Below are 14,867 nucleotides of genomic sequence, written 5' to 3'. Positions count from 1 at the left end.
GGCACGGGGAGACCTCCCCGCAAGCGAGCCCGCCATCAGGGTGGGGAGGCTTCCTCCCGACCCTCCACCTGGAGCACGCGGAGCTGCACCCCGACCGCCAGCCGCTGGGTGTGGTCGCCGATGTCCAGCCCGGAGATCTCACCGAGCCGCTGCAGGCGGTGTCGCAGCGTATTCGGATGCAGCACGAGGCGTTCGGATGCTTTGGAGATCGATCCGAACTCCTCAAGATAGACGCGCAACGTGCGCAGGTAGTCGGTCCTGTGCCGCCGGTCGTGCTCCAGCAGCCGCTGCAACTGGGCGCACATCGTGAAGTCCGGGCCACCGATTGCCCGTTCTACGGGCAGCAGCACAAGCTCCGGCCAAAGGTCCTCGACGGTCACGATTCGGTGAGCGTCGGACCGCGTGTCACGCATCGCCACGTGCAGCAGGTCATCCACGAGCCGGCGCGCGGCTGGAATCGCCGTCAGATCCGGCACCCACGACCCGATCGCCGCGTGCAAGGCCACGCCCATGTGCTCGAGCTGGCTCAGCGACGGCTTGACGCGCCGCATGATCCTGGCGTGCGCGCCGTCGCTTGGAGTGGGGATGAGGGCGTAGTAGGTCGACCCGTCCAGCAGCGCACCGGCCGCCGGGTCAATGCTGCTCATCTGCAGTGACAGCAGGTGCAGGACCCGTTCCTCCAGCACCTTCGCAGCAGAGCTCGCCCTCGACGATGCGGCGTTCCGCCCGAACCCGACCACCGCGAAACCCGCCTTGCCCTCCAGCCCGAGTTCGGCCGCCACATGCCTCTCCGAGGAGACATCGCCGTACAGCAGCCCGCGCAACATACGTGTCCTTGTCGCCCGGTCGGTGTCCTCGACCAGGCGATGCCTGAGCATGAACGGCACCGCCAGACGGGCCGCCCGCAGCAGCGCCGCCTCCGCCTCCTGACCGAGCGCGTACTGGCCTTCGGCGACGGATATCTCGCCGAGTATCTCGCCTTCGGAGCAGATCACGACCCGCAACCGAGTCCGCAGCCCGGGATATCCGTCCACCCGGACCACGGAATCCGGCCGCCGGAAGGTCTCGTAAGCGCTCCGGTCGGCCGTGAACTGCTCGACCCACTGGTCGGGCGTCCTTCGCCCCAGGATGGTGTCGCGCCGGACGCTGTCGATCTCGTATCCCTGGACGGAATACGCGACGACCCGGTGCGCCCGGTCGTAGAGCACCACCGATCCCCCGACGAGCGCGGCGATGGCGTCGGCCAATCCGTACACGTTGCTCGGCGCCAGGCGTTCGCCATGGGACTCGGGGTCGGCGGCCGTGGCCGAGATCAGCGTCCGCACCAGGATCACCAGTTGTGCCCACCCCAGTCGCGGCGCGACGCGCAGGATGGAGACACCGCAGTCACGAGCGGTCTGCGCCGGCCCCGGGTCGTTCGTGGCCCGGAACGCCACGGCTGCCGCTCCCGCCTTCGCTGCCTTGGCGACGAGGTCGCCGGCAGCGGGGGCGCCGGCGTCCACGCCGACGGCGAGCACCAGTTGCCCGCGTTCTATCGGAGACTGCGAGTCGTGGATGATCACATCGCTGACGACTACGGCACCCTCACGAACGACTGTCTCCCCGTGGAGCTGCTCCGAACCCAGGGTGACGAGAAGGTCACTGAGCTTCATTAGATACTGCCGATCCGCCGCTGGCGGCGCCCTCTCCGAGATAGCTCCATTTGCGACGTCTGTCCCAGAATAGCCGACTCCTCTCCGCCCGAGGCATGGTCCATTCATCCAACGGAGACACCGCTCCTTTGGAGTTTCTCCTGACGTGATGCACGTCACACGCTCCTACCATCGTGGCAATCGCATGGCCGGCCGTGCACCAGCAACGATGAATCGAGGCAGCATGTCCACCGAAGTGATCGCGCTCCTGGTGCTGGGGGCCGTCTTCCTCGTGGCCACGGTCAGGCCTGTCAATATGGGCGCGCTGGCCCTGGTCGCCACGTTCATGGTCGGGACGTTCGTTTTCGGCATGTCCGACAAGGAGATCCTGGCCGGCTTCCCGGGCACGATGTTCGTCATCCTCGTCGGCGTGACATACCTGTTCGCCCTGGCCATGCGCAACGGCACGGTGGACTGGCTGGTACACGCCGCGACTCGTGCCGTCGGCGGGCGCATCGCCCTGATGCCCTTCGGCATGTTCCTGATCCCGGCGGCGATCACCGCCATCGGCGCGGCGGCGCCCGCCGCCTGCGCCATCACCATCCCCTTGGCCTTGCGGTTCGCGCGCCGTTACGAGATCAATCCGCTGCTCATGAGCCTCATGGTCATCCAAGGCACCACGGCCGGAGGCTTCTCGCCCATCGGGATCTACGGCGTGATCGTCAACGGTGTCACCGACGGCGCGGGCCTGGCCACGGATCCCGGGCTCCTGTTCGCCGGCACATTCGCCGCCTCCTCCATCCTCGGCATTGCCGCGTTCCTCGTCCTCGGTGGCCGCCAACTGATCGGCCGTCGGCACGAGAGCCGGGCCAGGCCCCAGGCGGCGACCGTCGTCAGCGGTACGCCGGCACCTCACCACCCCGGAACGACCGCAGCCGCGACGACGACGGAGGACGCCGACCAGGGGGCCGAGGAGGTGCCGACCCTGGACGCGCAGCGTGTTGCCACCCTTGGAGGACTCGTCGCGCTGATGGTGGCCACCTTGGTCTTCGGCCTGCACGTCGGTTTCGTAGCGCTGACGATCGGCGTGCTGCTGACCGTGGCCTTCCCCGCCACCGCCAAGGCGATCGTCGCCAAGGTGGCATGGTCCACCGTCCTGCTCATCAGCGGCATCATGACCTATGTGGCCATGTTGGAGGCGCAGGGCACCATCACGTGGCTGGGGCAGGGCATCGTCGCCATCGGCACGCCACTGATCGCCGCCCTGGTCCTGCTGCTCGTCGGCGCCGTGGTGTCAGCGTTCGCATCCACCACGGCCCTCCTGGGCGCGGTGATCCCGTTGGCCACCCCGCTCCTGCTGACCGGTGATCTCAACGTCACCTCCGTGGTCGTGGCCCTGTGCGTGTGCAGCTCCGTCGTCGACTGCAGCCCGCTGTCCACCATGGGCGCCCTCGCCGTGGCCAACTCCGCCGAGGAGGCCCGCGAAAGGACCTTCCGCGGTCTGATGGCATGGGGCATGTCCCTGGTGCTGATCGCCCCCGCCGTGCTGTGGACGTGCCTGATCCTGCCCACTGTCCGCTGAGTGGGTGTCTGGTGCCGGGTTCAGGTGCCGCGCCAGTCCCGGAAACAACCTCCCTGAACATCCCGCCCGCGACGTGACCGAATTCGAGCGCTACCCGGCCGAGCACGCCGGCAGGGGGATGCCGCCGACCAGCGCGTCGCGGATGTCGGGGTCGTCGCTGAAGTTGCGCTCCTGCGGCACCGCGTCCTTCCGGTCCGGATGATCGGGGTCGTAGCCGGAGTCGAGGACCGCGACGGTGACGCCCTTGCCCGTCATACCCTGCTGCCACGCCTGCGGGGCGCCGATCTGCTTGACGCTCTGGTCCAGCGAGAACGACCTGCGGCCGTCCAGCCACAGCTTGGTACGCCCCCGCCGACAGGGCGCGGGCGTCGCCCGCCACCTCCTTCCACGTCTGAGGCCGCGCTGCCCTTGGGCAGGCGAAGCGTGGTCATGCCGAGGGCCCGAGCTGAGGGGTACCCTGCGCGCCCCGGAGCGCGAGGGCCGGGCCCGATGCCGACTGCGTGATCAGCGGGATGTCGCGGGTGTCGGCGTCGCCGTATCGCCACTGCAGCAACCGGGTGACGGCGATCTGATCGCGATCAGCCGGCAGGTGCAGATGGCCTCAGCGGCCGAGTCCCGTGATGGACTCCCCACCGGCCGGCCGATGCCCCAACCACCGTCAACGGCCGCCCTGACGAAGTGACAGGGACTACGGGTGTTCTCCCGGCGGAGTCGCCTGGAGGTAGGTGAGGACCGCCAGGACGCGCCGGTTGCCGTCTTCCGGTTGGAAGCCGAGTTTGGCGAAGATGTTGCCAATGTGCTTGACGATCGCGCCCTCGGTGACGTGCAGGCCCGCGGCGATGTGGCCGTTGCTCTCCCCGGTCGCCATCCGGCCCAGGACCTCGCGTTCGCGTTCGCTGAGGATGTCGAGCGCGTGCGGGCGCCTGGTGGACATGAGATGCCCGACGACCTTGGGGTCGATGACGATGCCACCGCCCGCGATGATGTCGAGGGAGTGCATGAAGTCGGCGACCCTTCCGACACGGTCCTTGAGGAGGTAGCCGACGCCGCCGCCGCGTGGCCCGCCCACGGGCTCGGCGATCAGCTTGGCCGCGTAGGCGTCACCGAGATACTGCGACAGCACCAGAATGCCGATACCCGGATGCTCGGCGCGGATCTCCAGCGCGGCCCGCAGCCCGTCGTCGAGGTTGCGCGGCGGCATCCGCACATCGGTGATTCACGGGTCTTTGGTGGAGACCAACTGCGCCGGATACGCTGTTCGCTATCTCGTGACCGGCCAGACCTTTTCCAGACACTGTCGGCCTGACTGAACGTGAGGTCTCTGACGTGATCTCAGTGAATTGATGGCGGGTAGTTCACAAGCTTTGTTGCCGTAGCCGAATTCGCACTCGCGCGACACACGCTCGTTACCATCGGCCTCAATTCGGCATCCGCCTCCTGAAGACCGCGCCTGTGCCGTTGGCTGGCGCGACTGGGCCCCGGGCCTGGCTGGCGTGGGCCGGCCCGGGGCGAGGGCGGGGTCCGGCCGGGGGGCGCCATTCCCGTCGGCCAGGCCGTTGCCCGCGGCCCTTTTCTTTCAGGGCCGTCGTCCGAGTGGCAGGATTCGAACCTGCGGTGCTCCTGCTCCCAAGGCAGGCGGGCTGACCAAGCTGCCCCACACTCGGTGGTGAATGAAAGAAGCCGTCTCGATTGCGCTGAGACGGCTTTCCGGTGATTTCCGCGGAGGTCATCCGGAAAGCGGCTCGGGCAGAGTCAGGAGCGGTCTCGGGGTGTTCGGGGCGCGCACTTCTTCGCCTTTCGGGCCGGGGTTCGGACTGGACGATGTCCACGGTAAACCCGTGATCGGCGATGGTGCCACGTATTTAATTCTGGCCGTCGCGGTCCTTTGTCCAGGTGACGCCCACGCGGGTCTCCGGTGTTTCGAGGCGGAAGCGCGGCAGGGCGTCGGGGTGATTGTCGCGGACGTAGTTGACAAGGAATTCGCGTACGTCGCACTTGAGGTCCCAGGACGACGGTGAGTCGGCGGCGCTCATCAGGGCGCGCAACTCCACCAGGCCGTTCGGCAGCACGTCGGTCACCTGCAGCGTCCAGTCCTTCTGGTCCCAGAGCGGGTTGGTCTGGAGGAATTCGTACAGGACCTCGCGGAGCCTGGGTACGGGGACGGACCAGTCGACGCGCAGGAACACCACGGCCAGGACGCGGCTGCCATGCCTGGTCCAGTTCTCGAAGGGGGTCTGGGTGAAGTACGAGACCGGCAGCACGAGCCGGCGTTCGTCCCAGAGGCGCACGACCACGTAGGTGAGCGTGAGTTCCTCGATGCGGCCCCACTCGTCCTCGACCACGACCACGTCGTCCAGGCGGAGCGCGTCGCTGAAGGCGAGCTGGAGCCCGGCCAGCACGTTGCCGATGGTGGGCTGGGCGGCGATGCCGACGATCGCGCCGGCGATGCCGGCCGAGGCCAGGAGGCCGGCGCCGAGGGCGCGTACCTGCGGGAAGGAGAAGAGCATCGCGCCGACCGCGACCACGATGATGACGGCGGCGGCGACGCGGCGGACCAGGGCGATCTGGGTCATGATGCGGCGGGCGCGCCGGTTGCGCTCGCCCTCGACCAGGACCAGCCGGTCGAGGACGACGTCCGTCAGCGCGTACGTGGCCTGCACGATCAGCCAGGTGACCCCGGCGATCGTGAGCAGGCCGAGCACCCGCTGCACCGTGCCGCCGAGGCTCCGCTCAGTCGGGGAGGCGCCGAACATCCCCGGCTCGAACACGAGGTTGAACGCCACCACGGCGGCCACCGCGAAGGCCGGCCACGTGCAGTGCTCCACGAGATGCCGGGCCAGCGCCCATTTGCGCCCCACCCTGTTCAGCACCCGCCGGACGACTTCTACCAGAAGGATGGATCCGACCACCGAGATTACGAGGATCGGCCAGTCCGCTGGAGACTGCACGCTCATGCCCCCAATGTCTTAGAACGTCTCGTCAAAGCTCACATTGCCCTCAACCGCCACTTGGTAAGCAGAGACACGCCGTTCAAAGAAGTTGGCAAGTTCTTGGACGTCCTGCAACTCCATGAACGCGAAGGGGTTGGCCGAGTCGTACCTCTTGGGCATGCCCAGCCTGACCAGGCGCTGGTCGGCGACGTACTCCAGGTACCGGCGCATCTGGTCCACCCCCATGCCGGGCATGCCGTCGCCGCACAGGTCGTCGGCGAAGGCCAGCTCGGCGGCCACGGCCTCTTCGAGCATGATCGTGACCTGCTTGGCCAGCTCGTCGTCGAACAGCGACGGCTCCTCGGCCCTGACCGTGTCCACCACGCTGAAGGCGAACTCCATGTGCATGGACTCGTCCCTGAAAACCCAGTTCGTCCCGGTGGCCAGTCCGCTCAGGAGACCGCGGGAGCGGAACCAGTAGACGTACGCGAACGCGCCGTAGAAGAACAGGCCCTCGATGCAGGCCGCGAAGCAGATGAGGTTCAGCAGGAACTGGCGCCGCTCGTCGGCGGTCTCGAGCCGCCGCAGGCCGCCGAGCGAGTCGATCCACTTGAAGCAGAACTCGGCCTTGTCGCGGATCGACGGGATGTGCTCGATCGCGGCGAACGCCTTGACCCGCTCGTCCGGATCGGGCAGGTACGTGTCCAGCAGCGTCAGGTAGAACTGCACGTGCACCGCCTCCTCGAAGAGCTGCCTGCTCAGGTAGAGGCGCGCTTCCGGGGCGTTGACGTGCTGGTAGAGGTTGAGCACGAGGTTGTTGGCCACGATGGAGTCGCCGGTGGCGAAGAAGGCGACCAGGCGGTTGATCAGGTGGCGCTCCTGCGGCGTCATCCTGGCCAGGTCGGCGAGGTCGTTGTGCAGGTCCACCTCCTCGACGGTCCAGGTGTTGCGGATGGCGGCGCGGTAGCGCTCGTAGAAGTCCGGATAGCGCATGGGCCGGAGGGTGAGGTCCATGCCGGGGTCGAGCAGCACAAGATCTCCTTTACTGGCAGGCTTCGCAGGTTTCGGGGTTCTCGAGGGAGCAGGCGACCGCCTCCGCCGAGACGGTCGCCGCCACCGTGGTCTGGGCGATGCGCGTGGCAGGGCGGGAGCGCAGGTAGTACGTGGTCTTGAGGCCCTGCTTCCAGGCGTAGGCGTACATCGACGAGAGCTTGCCGATGGTGGGGCTGGCCATGAAGAGGTTGAGCGACTGCGACTGGTCGATGTACGGCTGCCGCGCGGCCGCCAGGTCGATCAGCGCCTTCTGCGGCAGCTCCCAGGCCGTGCGGTAGAGGAGTTTGAGGTCGCCGGGGATGCCGGGCACCGTCTGCACCGAGCCGTCGGCGCGCTTGAGGTCGTCGCGAAGCTGCTGCGTCCACAGCCCGCGCGCCTGCAGGTCGGCCACCAGATAGCGGTTGACCTGGAGGAACTCGCCGGACAGGGTCTCGCGCTTGAACACGTTGGACACCTGCGGCTCGATGCACTCGTAGCAGCCGGCGATGGAGGCGATCGTCGCGGTGGGCGCGATGGCGACCATGAGCGAGTTCCGCAGGCCGGTACGGGCGATCTTGTCGCGGAGCGCGTCCCAGCGCGGCGACCCCGTCACCGGGTAGTGGTCGGGGTGCAGCACTCCCCCGGCCGCCCGCGTGTCGGCGTACGACGGGTGCCGCCCGCGCTCGACGGCCAGGTCGGCCGAGGTGTCGTACGCGGCCAGCGCGATCTCCTCGGCGATCCTGGTGGACAGCTCCAGCGCCCGCGGCGAGTCGAACGGCAGCCGCAGCGTGAAGAACACGTCCGCCAGCCCCATCACGCCGAGCCCGATCGGCCGCCAGCGCTTGTTGGCCGCCTCCGCCTCGGGCGTCGGGTAGAAGCCGAGGTCGATGGTGCGGTCGAGGAAGCGCACGGCCGTGCGGACGGTCGCGCGCAGCCGGTCCCAGTCGATCTCGCCGCCGGTCAGGTGCGCGGCCAGGTTGACCGAGCCGAGGTTGCAGACCGCGGTCTCGGCGTCGCTGGTGACCTCGAGGATCTCGGTGCACAGGTTCGACAGGTGGATGACGTTCCCGGGGCGGGCGGTCTGGTTGGAGGTGCGGTTGGCGGCGTCCTTGAACGTCATCCAGCCGTTGCCGGTCTGGGCGAGCGTGCGCATCATGCGGCCGTACAGGGTCCGGGCGGGGATCTGGCGGGTGAAACGGCCCTCGGCCTCGTACGCGCGGTACGCGGCCGTGAACGCCTCCCCGTACAGGTCGGTGAGGTCGGGCACCTCCTTCGGGTCGAACAGCGACCATGTCTCGTCCGCCTCGACGCGGCGCATGAACTCGTCGGGCACCCAGTTGGCCAGGTTCAGGTTGTGGGTGCGGCGGGCGTCCTCGCCGGTGTTGTCGCGCAGTTCGAGGAACTCCTCGATGTCGGCGTGCCAGGTCTCCAGGTAGACGCAGGCCGCGCCCTTGCGCCGCCCGCCCTGGTTGACCGCCGCCACCGACGAGTCCAGCGTGCGCAGCCAGGGCACGATGCCGTTGGAGTGGCCGTTCGTGCCCCTGATCAGGGAGCCGCGCGAGCGTACCCGGGTCCAGGAGACGCCGATGCCGCCGGCGTACTTGGACAGGCGCGCCACCTGCCCGTACCGGTCGTAGATGGCCTCCAGCTCGTCGCGCGGCGAGTCGAGCAGGAAGCACGACGACAGTTGCGGGCGGCGCGCGCCGGAGTTGAACAGGGTGGGCGAGCTGGGCAGGTACGACAGCGTGGACATGAGCGCGTACAGCTCGGCCGCCTCGGCCACCGTCTCCGACAGACCGCAGGCCACGCGGAGGAAGAAGTGCTGCGGCCGCTCCAGCACCGCCCGCGTCTCGGGGTGGCGCAGCAGGTAGCGGTCGTAGACCGTGCGCAGCCCGAAATACTCGAACCGCTCGTCCGCCTCGCCCGAGACCAGCGCGTCCAGCTCGGCGGCGTGCGCGGCGACGAACTCGGCGAGCCCGTCCTGGATGAGCCCGGCCGCGTGGGTGGCGGCGATGGACTCGGAGAACGACCGCACCCCGTGCCCGGCCGCCTCGTCGGCGATCTCCTCGGCCAGCAGCCGGGCGGCGACCCGGGAGTTGGCCGGGTCCGCGATCACCCGGGCCGCGGCCTCCTCGATGGCCAGGCGGCGGTCAACCTCAACGATCTGCGTCACGTGCTCTCTCTCCTCGCGAGCTCACTCCCCCGCGAGGGCACGCCAAGAGCACGACGGCACGGATCGGCCGCGTCGCGCCTGGCCCACCCTCGAGGCCCTGAACACTGCATGCCTGACGGCATGCCGCTGGCAGGTCTTCGGGCTCGCGGGCGTGCTCCAAGGCTCCTACTGGCCGTCGCTTCCCGGATCTCTCCAGTGCTCATGACGGCGGTCGTTCCCGCTCACCGCTGCGGGGCAGCCCCGGAATCTCACCGGGTTCCCTTTTGCTCCGCCTCCGAAAAGGCGAACCAGCGACGAGCAGGATCCTACATCTAGTGGCCGTTCCCGCAACTACCCCAGCATGTTGTGGCCTTGGTGGCGTCGATCAAGCCGAGGTCCCGCAGCACGGCGCGGGTGCGCTCGATCTCGGAGCCGAGCCAGCGGGTGAAGTCGTCGCCGGTGAGCGGGATCGGCAACCAGCCCGCGGCCCGGCAGGCCGCCTGCCACGCGTGCGAGTCCATCACCTCGTCGCACATGCGGACGGCCCGCTCGCGGCTCTCGGCGGGCATGCGGTCGGGGCCGAAGGCAGCCACCCAGTCCGCGAAGTCCACCCGTACGCCGGCCTCCAGGAGCGTCGGCGCGTCCAGGTCCGGGACCCGCTCGGCCGAGGACACCGCCAGCGCCACGACGCGGCCCCTGCCGATGTGCTCGCGCCAGTCGGCGAGCAGGCCGGCGGCGGCGGCCACCTTGCCGGCGAGCAGCGCGGTGACGGCTCCGGTGCTGGTGGGGTAGCCGGTGTAGTCGACCTGCCGGGTGTCGGCGCCGAGGCCCTTGGCGATCAGGCCGAACAGCAGGTGGTCGGGCTCGGCCTGCGGCCCGCCGGCCAGCGGCGTCTGGCCGGGCCGGGCGAGGAGCTGGGCACCGAAGTCGTCGAAGTCCCTGAGAGGCGAGCCCGCGCGCACCACCACGACCTCGATCTCGCCGCTGAGCCTGGCCAGCGGGGTGGCGGCGTCGAGCAGGGTCTGGCCGTTGTTGAGCTCGGCGGCGGCCAGCGCGGCCAGGCCGGTCACGGTGATCGTCGTGCCCGCCCCGGTGGCGAACCCGGCCGCGCGGGCCGCCCCGGCGAACGCCTCCCCCACATGAGTCCAGCGGCGCCCGCCGGGGCTGATCGAGAAGCGGAGGAGCGGCGCGGCGCCGCCGGTGACGCGTTCCATGCCGCACCCGGACGCGCACGCCGCGGCACCCGCCGCCACACCGAGCCCCCATGCCAAGAACCGCCGACGCCGCATGTGCCTACTCCCCCGAGCATCCCATTACGAGAAGTTATTGACACATTACGCGGAGTTACACATCGCCGCCTTGGACTACGATGTCGTGATTTTTCGGGTTTTTATTGGACTGCTGTGACGGTGATCGCGTTGCTCAGCCCGGACTTGTTCCCCGCCGCGTCCACCGCCAGCAGCGTGAGCGTGACGGGGCCGGGCTCGTCGGCGTACGCGAAGGCCACCGAGATGTTCGGGAATTGGGGACGGATGAAGGGGTTGATGTCGCTCTCGAACACGCCGTCGAGATACAGCTCGTACGTGATGCCGGCCTTCGGCGTGACATTGTCCGTCGAGAGCGAGTAGCTGAACATCAACTCGAGGAATGGCTGTTCGAAGACGGTCAGAAGCGTCGGGACGCTGGGCGGGGTGGTGTCCGTCGCGGCCGATGCGGGGCCGGTGAGGAGGGAGGCGCCGAGCAGGGCGCCGAAAACCAGGGCGAGCGTGCGGTGGAACATTGGCTGATTCCCATCTGCCGATGAAGACAACGACACGTGCGTGGTTCGCCTTCATCACACGTATGGAGATGGTGAATGGTTCAACCGTTCTTCTTCTTGCCGACTCCGGCCATGAGAGAAGAGGGCAACGACCAGTCGCCCACCAGCTTGGGCCGGTCGGGACGCCAGTCGGTGGCCTGGACGAGACCGGGCGGCTCGAGCGGGAAATCCCCGAAGAACGCGCGGATCTCGGCCGGGGTGCGGTCGGTGCCGCCGCCCGCCGACACGTTCCGGTACATGCCCGTGGTCCGCTCCTCGTCCTCCAGCCGGCCCATCGTCGTGGCGTGGGAGATCACCAGGAAGCTGCCCGGCGCCATCCGCTCGCGCAGCACCGCCATCGCCTGGCTCGGCCCCGCGGAGTCGGGCAGGAAGTGCAGGATCGACACCAGCAGCACCCCGACGGGCCGGTTCAGGTCCAGGAAGCCGACGGCCTGGGCCAGCACGTCGGCGGCGTCCAGCAGGTCGGCGTGGACGAAGAAGGCCCTGTCCGGGCAGGAGTGCCTGAGCAGGGCCGTGGCGTGGGCGGCGACCACCGGATCATGATCGACGTAGACCACTCTGGCATCGGGGGCCACCTCGTGCGCGCTGCCCTGGGTGGGCAGCCCGCTGCCGAGGTCGAGGAACTGGCAGACCCCGGCGCGGGTCACATAACGTACGGCACGCTGCAGGAAGGCCCGGTTCGCGCGGGCCAGCGCGACCGCCTCCGGGATCAGCTCGGCGAGCTGGTCGATGGCCTGGCGGTCGACCGCGAAGTTGTCCTTCCCGCCGAGCATGTAGTCGTACATGCGTGCGGGATTGGGCCGCTGATGGTCGAACTGCCGCACAGTATCGAATTTATGTCGTCCGCAGCGAGATAACGATAGTTTGCGCCGAATTCGAGAGAACTACTCGACCGTGACGCTCTTGGCTAGATTGCGAGGCTTGTCCACATCCCTGCCGAGAGCCACGGCCGCGTGGTACGCGAGGAGCTGCAGCGGGATCGTGAGCAGGATCGGGTCGAGCTCGATCTCGTTCTTCGGGATCACGATCACGTCGTCGGCCAGCTTGGCGTCGGGCTCGCGGTGGCCGACCATGAGCACCCGGCCGCCGCGGGCACGGATCTCGCCCAGCGTGGTGAGGTTCTTGTCGAGCAGCTCGTCGTCGGGGACGATCGCGACCGTCGGCATGTCGGGGCCGATCAGCGCGAGCGGGCCGTGCTTGAGCTCGCTGGCCGGATAGGCCTCGGCGTGCACGTACGAGATCTCCTTGAGCTTCTGCGCGCCCTCCCTGGCCACCGGGTAGCCGCGGACCCGGCCGACGAACATCATGCTCGGGTGCTGGGCGTACTTCTTGGCCAGCTCGGCGATCGCCTCGCCCTGTCCGATGATCTGCTCGATCTGGCCGGGCAGCCGGCGCAGGCCCTCCACGATGCGCCGCCCGTCGGCGGGCGACAGGTCGCGCACCCGGCCCAGGTGCAGCGCGAGCAGCGCGAACGCCACCGAGGTCGAGGTGAACGCCTTGGTCGAGGCCACCGAGACCTCGGGACCGGCGTGCAGGTAGATGCCGCCGTCGACCTCGCGGGCGATGGCGCTGCCCACGGCGTTGACGATGCCGATGACCCGGCCGCCCTTGCGCTTGAGCTCCTGCACGGCGGCGAGCGTGTCGTAGGTCTCGCCCGACTGGCTGATCGCGACGTAGAGCGTGTCGGGGTCGACGACCGGGTTGCGGTAGCGGAACTCGCTGGCCGGCTCGGCGTCGGCCGGGATGCGCGCCAGCTCCTCGATGAGCTGCGCCCCGATCTGGCCCGAGTAGTAGGCCGACCCGCAGCCGATGATCTTCACCCGCCGGAAGCCGCGCATCTCGCGGGCGTCCATGTTGAGCCCGCCGAGGTGGGCGACGTGGAAGCGCTCGTCGAGCCGGCCGCTCATGGTCCGGGTGATCGTCTCGGGCTGCTCGGAGATCTCCTTGAGCAGGTAGTGCTCGTAGCCGCCGGTGTCGTAGTGCCCGGCGTCCCAGTCGACGGTCAGCGGCTCCTTGGCCGTCTCGCGGGCGTCGCTGGCGAAGGTGTGGAAGCCGTCGGCCTTGAGCACGGCCAGCTCGCCGTCCTCCAGGTGCACGACCTGGCGCGTGTAGCGGACCAGCGCGGCCACGTCGGAGGCGGCGAACATCTCCTTCTCGCCGATGCCCACCACGATCGGGCTGCCGTTGCGCGCCACGACCACCTCGCCGGGCCGCTCGGAGTCGATCACGGCGATGCCGTACGTGCCCACGATGCTCTTGAGCGTCTTCCTGACCGCCTCCTCGAGCGAGTCGTTCTCGTCGACCGCGTGGGCGATCAGGTGCGCGAGCACCTCGGTGTCGGTCTCGGACGCGAACGTGACGCCGTCGGCCTCCAGCTTGGCGCGCAGCTCGCCGGCGTTCTCGATGATGCCGTTGTGCACGACCGCGATGCGCTGGTCGGTGGACAGGTGGGGGTGTGCGTTCTCGTCACTGGGGACGCCGTGCGTGGCCCACCGGGTGTGCCCGATGCCGAGGCCGCCCTTGAACCGGGCGGGCACCACCTTGGCCAGGTCGGCCACCCGGCCCTTGACCTTGCGCAGCTTCAGCCCTTTGTTGGACACCACCACCCCGGCCGAGTCGTAGCCCCGATATTCCAGCCGCTGCAGGCCCTCCAGCAGGATGGGCGCCGCGTCCTTGGGGCCGACATAGGCCACGATTCCGCACATCGAGGTCTCCTCTATCCGTAAACGATCCTGCGTAGCTGCCTCAAGGACAGCTCGGGAGCCGCCACCCGGCGGCCGTGTAACTCGGCGGCGATCCTGGGAAAGATCTCGTCGTTGGTGAGGCCGCGGGACTTCAACTCCCCGTGACGACGCCGGACGAACTCCTCGACGCGCTCGGAGAAGTAGGACAGCACGTCGGCGACCACGCGGGCCGCCTCGCCCGGGCCGAGCGGGCTCGTCCTGGTGAGGTGTGCGATGAGATCTTCGTACGGATGCCGTGCCGGGGACACAGACGAGGACATTACGGCTCTGGAACGAGGCACGCCAATATCCTGCCCGATATCGGGCAGGAATTAACGCGAAAGGGCTCCCGCGCGACCGAGACGCCACCAGGTGAAGGCTCCGTCGGCGGCCCACAGGGCGACGAGCACCGCCGCCGGACCGGCCGCGCCGGCGACGGCGACCGCGACCGCGAGCACCCCGTAGACCAGCAGGCCGGTCACGGCCTGGGCGGCCTCGCCCAGCAGGCTCTTGAAGATCAGCATGAGCACCATGGGCATGACGAGGTGGGCCGGGCCGCGCATGCGCAGCAGCACGTTGCGCCCGGCCGGCACGACGATGCGGCGCTGCGACGCCCGCCGTGCCTCTGGCGATCACGCGGCCGTGCGAAAACTCAAGACCTCGCGGCATCCGGAAATCCTCGACGCGGCGCTCGCGATCGCCGACGAGCGCGGGCTGGAGCGCTGTCGATGCGGGCCTGGCGGAGCGGGCCGGGGTGACGCCCATGGCCCTCCACGGCTGTTTCCGCGACAAGGACGAGCTGCTCGACGGGCTCGTGGGACGGCTGCTCACCGAGCTCGCCCCCGAGGATCCCGGGGCCACCGGGCCACCGGGGAGGAGCGGCCGGTGGGGCATCTGGCAGCCGATGACTGGGATGCCGAGTTCGCCGCCGATCTGGCGGATCTCATGCGTATCATCCGACCCGTCTGACACATCCCTTTCTGGGAACAGTTACGGTG

General features: G+C 69.0%; 13 protein-coding genes, 1 tRNA gene and 1 riboswitch. Of the genes, 1 reads left to right on the top strand and 13 read right to left on the bottom strand.

The genetic code is table 11. From position 1 onward, the window contains the following. Nucleotides 1-35 precede the first annotated feature (35 nt). Nucleotides 36-1,652: a helix-turn-helix domain-containing protein gene (locus tag AB0I15_RS42050; protein WP_358109087.1), complete on the bottom strand. Its 1,617-nt coding sequence runs from the start codon at nucleotides 1,650-1,652 to the stop codon at nucleotides 36-38. A gap of 223 nt (nucleotides 1,653-1,875) precedes the next feature. On the opposite strand from AB0I15_RS42050, the gene AB0I15_RS42045 reads away from it, so the two are divergent. Continuing rightward, nucleotides 1,876-3,213 (top strand): SLC13 family permease, encoded by a 1,338-nt coding sequence (locus AB0I15_RS42045; RefSeq protein WP_358109084.1) that lies wholly within the window; start codon nucleotides 1,876-1,878, stop codon nucleotides 3,211-3,213. A 90-nt stretch (nucleotides 3,214-3,303) separates the two neighbouring features. On the opposite strand, the gene AB0I15_RS42040 is transcribed toward AB0I15_RS42045, so the two are convergent. From AB0I15_RS42040 to AB0I15_RS41985, 12 genes are all read right to left on the bottom strand, one after another. Further along, the gene (locus AB0I15_RS42040; RefSeq protein WP_358109081.1) at nucleotides 3,304-3,468 is read right to left on the bottom strand and encodes a S8 family serine peptidase; all 165 of its coding nucleotides are present in this window, start codon (nucleotides 3,466-3,468) and stop codon (nucleotides 3,304-3,306) included. 433 nt (nucleotides 3,469-3,901) lie between these two features. Then, nucleotides 3,902-4,414, bottom strand: coding sequence for a LuxR C-terminal-related transcriptional regulator (locus AB0I15_RS42035; protein WP_358109078.1), 513 nt, complete (start codon nucleotides 4,412-4,414; stop codon nucleotides 3,902-3,904). Nucleotides 4,415-4,801: 387 nt separating this feature from the next. After that, nucleotides 4,802-4,877: transfer RNA gene (locus AB0I15_RS42030), tRNA-Pro, on the bottom strand. Nucleotides 4,878-5,075: 198 nt separating this feature from the next. Beyond that, nucleotides 5,076-6,167, bottom strand: a complete 1,092-nt coding sequence (locus AB0I15_RS42025) for a mechanosensitive ion channel domain-containing protein (protein WP_358109075.1) — start codon at nucleotides 6,165-6,167, stop codon at nucleotides 5,076-5,078. 12 nt (nucleotides 6,168-6,179) lie between these two features. Then, a complete protein-coding gene (locus tag AB0I15_RS42020; RefSeq protein ID WP_358109072.1) occupies nucleotides 6,180-7,175 on the bottom strand; it encodes a ribonucleotide-diphosphate reductase subunit beta in 996 nt (331 codons plus the stop codon). Between the two features lie 10 nt (nucleotides 7,176-7,185). Then, nucleotides 7,186-9,348 (bottom strand): ribonucleoside-diphosphate reductase subunit alpha, encoded by a 2,163-nt coding sequence (locus AB0I15_RS42015; RefSeq protein WP_358109069.1) that lies wholly within the window; start codon nucleotides 9,346-9,348, stop codon nucleotides 7,186-7,188. A 110-nt stretch (nucleotides 9,349-9,458) separates the two neighbouring features. After that, nucleotides 9,459-9,655, bottom strand: a riboswitch (cobalamin riboswitch). Nucleotides 9,656-9,659: 4 nt separating this feature from the next. Then, on the bottom strand, nucleotides 9,660-10,541 hold the full coding sequence (locus tag AB0I15_RS42010) for a tripartite tricarboxylate transporter substrate-binding protein (RefSeq protein WP_358109066.1): 882 nt from the start codon (nucleotides 10,539-10,541) through the stop codon (nucleotides 9,660-9,662). Nucleotides 10,542-10,717: 176 nt separating this feature from the next. After that, nucleotides 10,718-11,107 carry a hypothetical protein gene (locus AB0I15_RS42005; RefSeq protein ID WP_358109063.1) on the bottom strand — a complete coding sequence of 130 codons (390 nt, stop codon included), beginning with the start codon at nucleotides 11,105-11,107 and terminating at the stop codon, nucleotides 10,718-10,720. Between the two features lie 80 nt (nucleotides 11,108-11,187). Continuing rightward, a complete protein-coding gene (locus tag AB0I15_RS42000) occupies nucleotides 11,188-11,970 on the bottom strand; it encodes an SAM-dependent methyltransferase (protein WP_358109060.1) in 783 nt (260 codons plus the stop codon). A gap of 60 nt (nucleotides 11,971-12,030) precedes the next feature. Further along, a complete protein-coding gene (gene glmS, locus AB0I15_RS41995) occupies nucleotides 12,031-13,851 on the bottom strand; it encodes a glutamine--fructose-6-phosphate transaminase (isomerizing) (RefSeq protein ID WP_358109057.1) in 1,821 nt (606 codons plus the stop codon). Between the two features lie 11 nt (nucleotides 13,852-13,862). Further along, complete coding sequence (locus AB0I15_RS41990) at nucleotides 13,863-14,150, bottom strand: hypothetical protein (protein ID WP_358109054.1); 288 nt, start codon at nucleotides 14,148-14,150, stop codon at nucleotides 13,863-13,865. Nucleotides 14,151-14,201: 51 nt separating this feature from the next. Beyond that, the gene (locus AB0I15_RS41985) at nucleotides 14,202-14,462 is read right to left on the bottom strand and encodes a hypothetical protein (RefSeq protein ID WP_358109051.1); all 261 of its coding nucleotides are present in this window, start codon (nucleotides 14,460-14,462) and stop codon (nucleotides 14,202-14,204) included. Nucleotides 14,463-14,867 lie beyond the last annotated feature (405 nt).

The sequence above is a fragment of the Nonomuraea sp. NPDC050643 genome, from assembly GCF_040654715.1.
Lineage (GTDB): Bacteria > Actinomycetota > Actinomycetes > Streptosporangiales > Streptosporangiaceae > Nonomuraea.
The sequence above is the reverse complement of the archived record's forward strand: the minus strand, read 5'-3'. Positions and strand labels throughout refer to the sequence as shown.

Excerpts from the sequence above, each read along its gene's own strand:
- glmS (WP_358109057.1), bottom strand. The coding sequence starts at position 13,851 with ATGTGCGGAATCGTGGCCTATGTCGGCCCCAAGGACGCGGCGCCCATC.
- AB0I15_RS42025 (WP_358109075.1), bottom strand. The coding sequence starts at position 6,167 with ATGAGCGTGCAGTCTCCAGCGGACTGGCCGATCCTCGTAATCTCGGTG.
- AB0I15_RS42010 (WP_358109066.1), bottom strand. The coding sequence starts at position 10,541 with ATGGAACGCGTCACCGGCGGCGCCGCGCCGCTCCTCCGCTTCTCGATC.
- AB0I15_RS42005 (WP_358109063.1), bottom strand. The coding sequence starts at position 11,107 with ATGTTCCACCGCACGCTCGCCCTGGTTTTCGGCGCCCTGCTCGGCGCC.
- AB0I15_RS42040 (WP_358109081.1), bottom strand. The coding sequence starts at position 3,468 with ATGACGGGCAAGGGCGTCACCGTCGCGGTCCTCGACTCCGGCTACGAC.
- AB0I15_RS42035 (WP_358109078.1), bottom strand. The coding sequence starts at position 4,414 with ATGCCGCCGCGCAACCTCGACGACGGGCTGCGGGCCGCGCTGGAGATC.
- AB0I15_RS42045 (WP_358109084.1), top strand. The coding sequence starts at position 1,876 with ATGTCCACCGAAGTGATCGCGCTCCTGGTGCTGGGGGCCGTCTTCCTC.
- AB0I15_RS41990 (WP_358109054.1), bottom strand. The coding sequence starts at position 14,150 with ATGTCCTCGTCTGTGTCCCCGGCACGGCATCCGTACGAAGATCTCATC.
- AB0I15_RS42050 (WP_358109087.1), bottom strand. The coding sequence starts at position 1,652 with ATGAAGCTCAGTGACCTTCTCGTCACCCTGGGTTCGGAGCAGCTCCAC.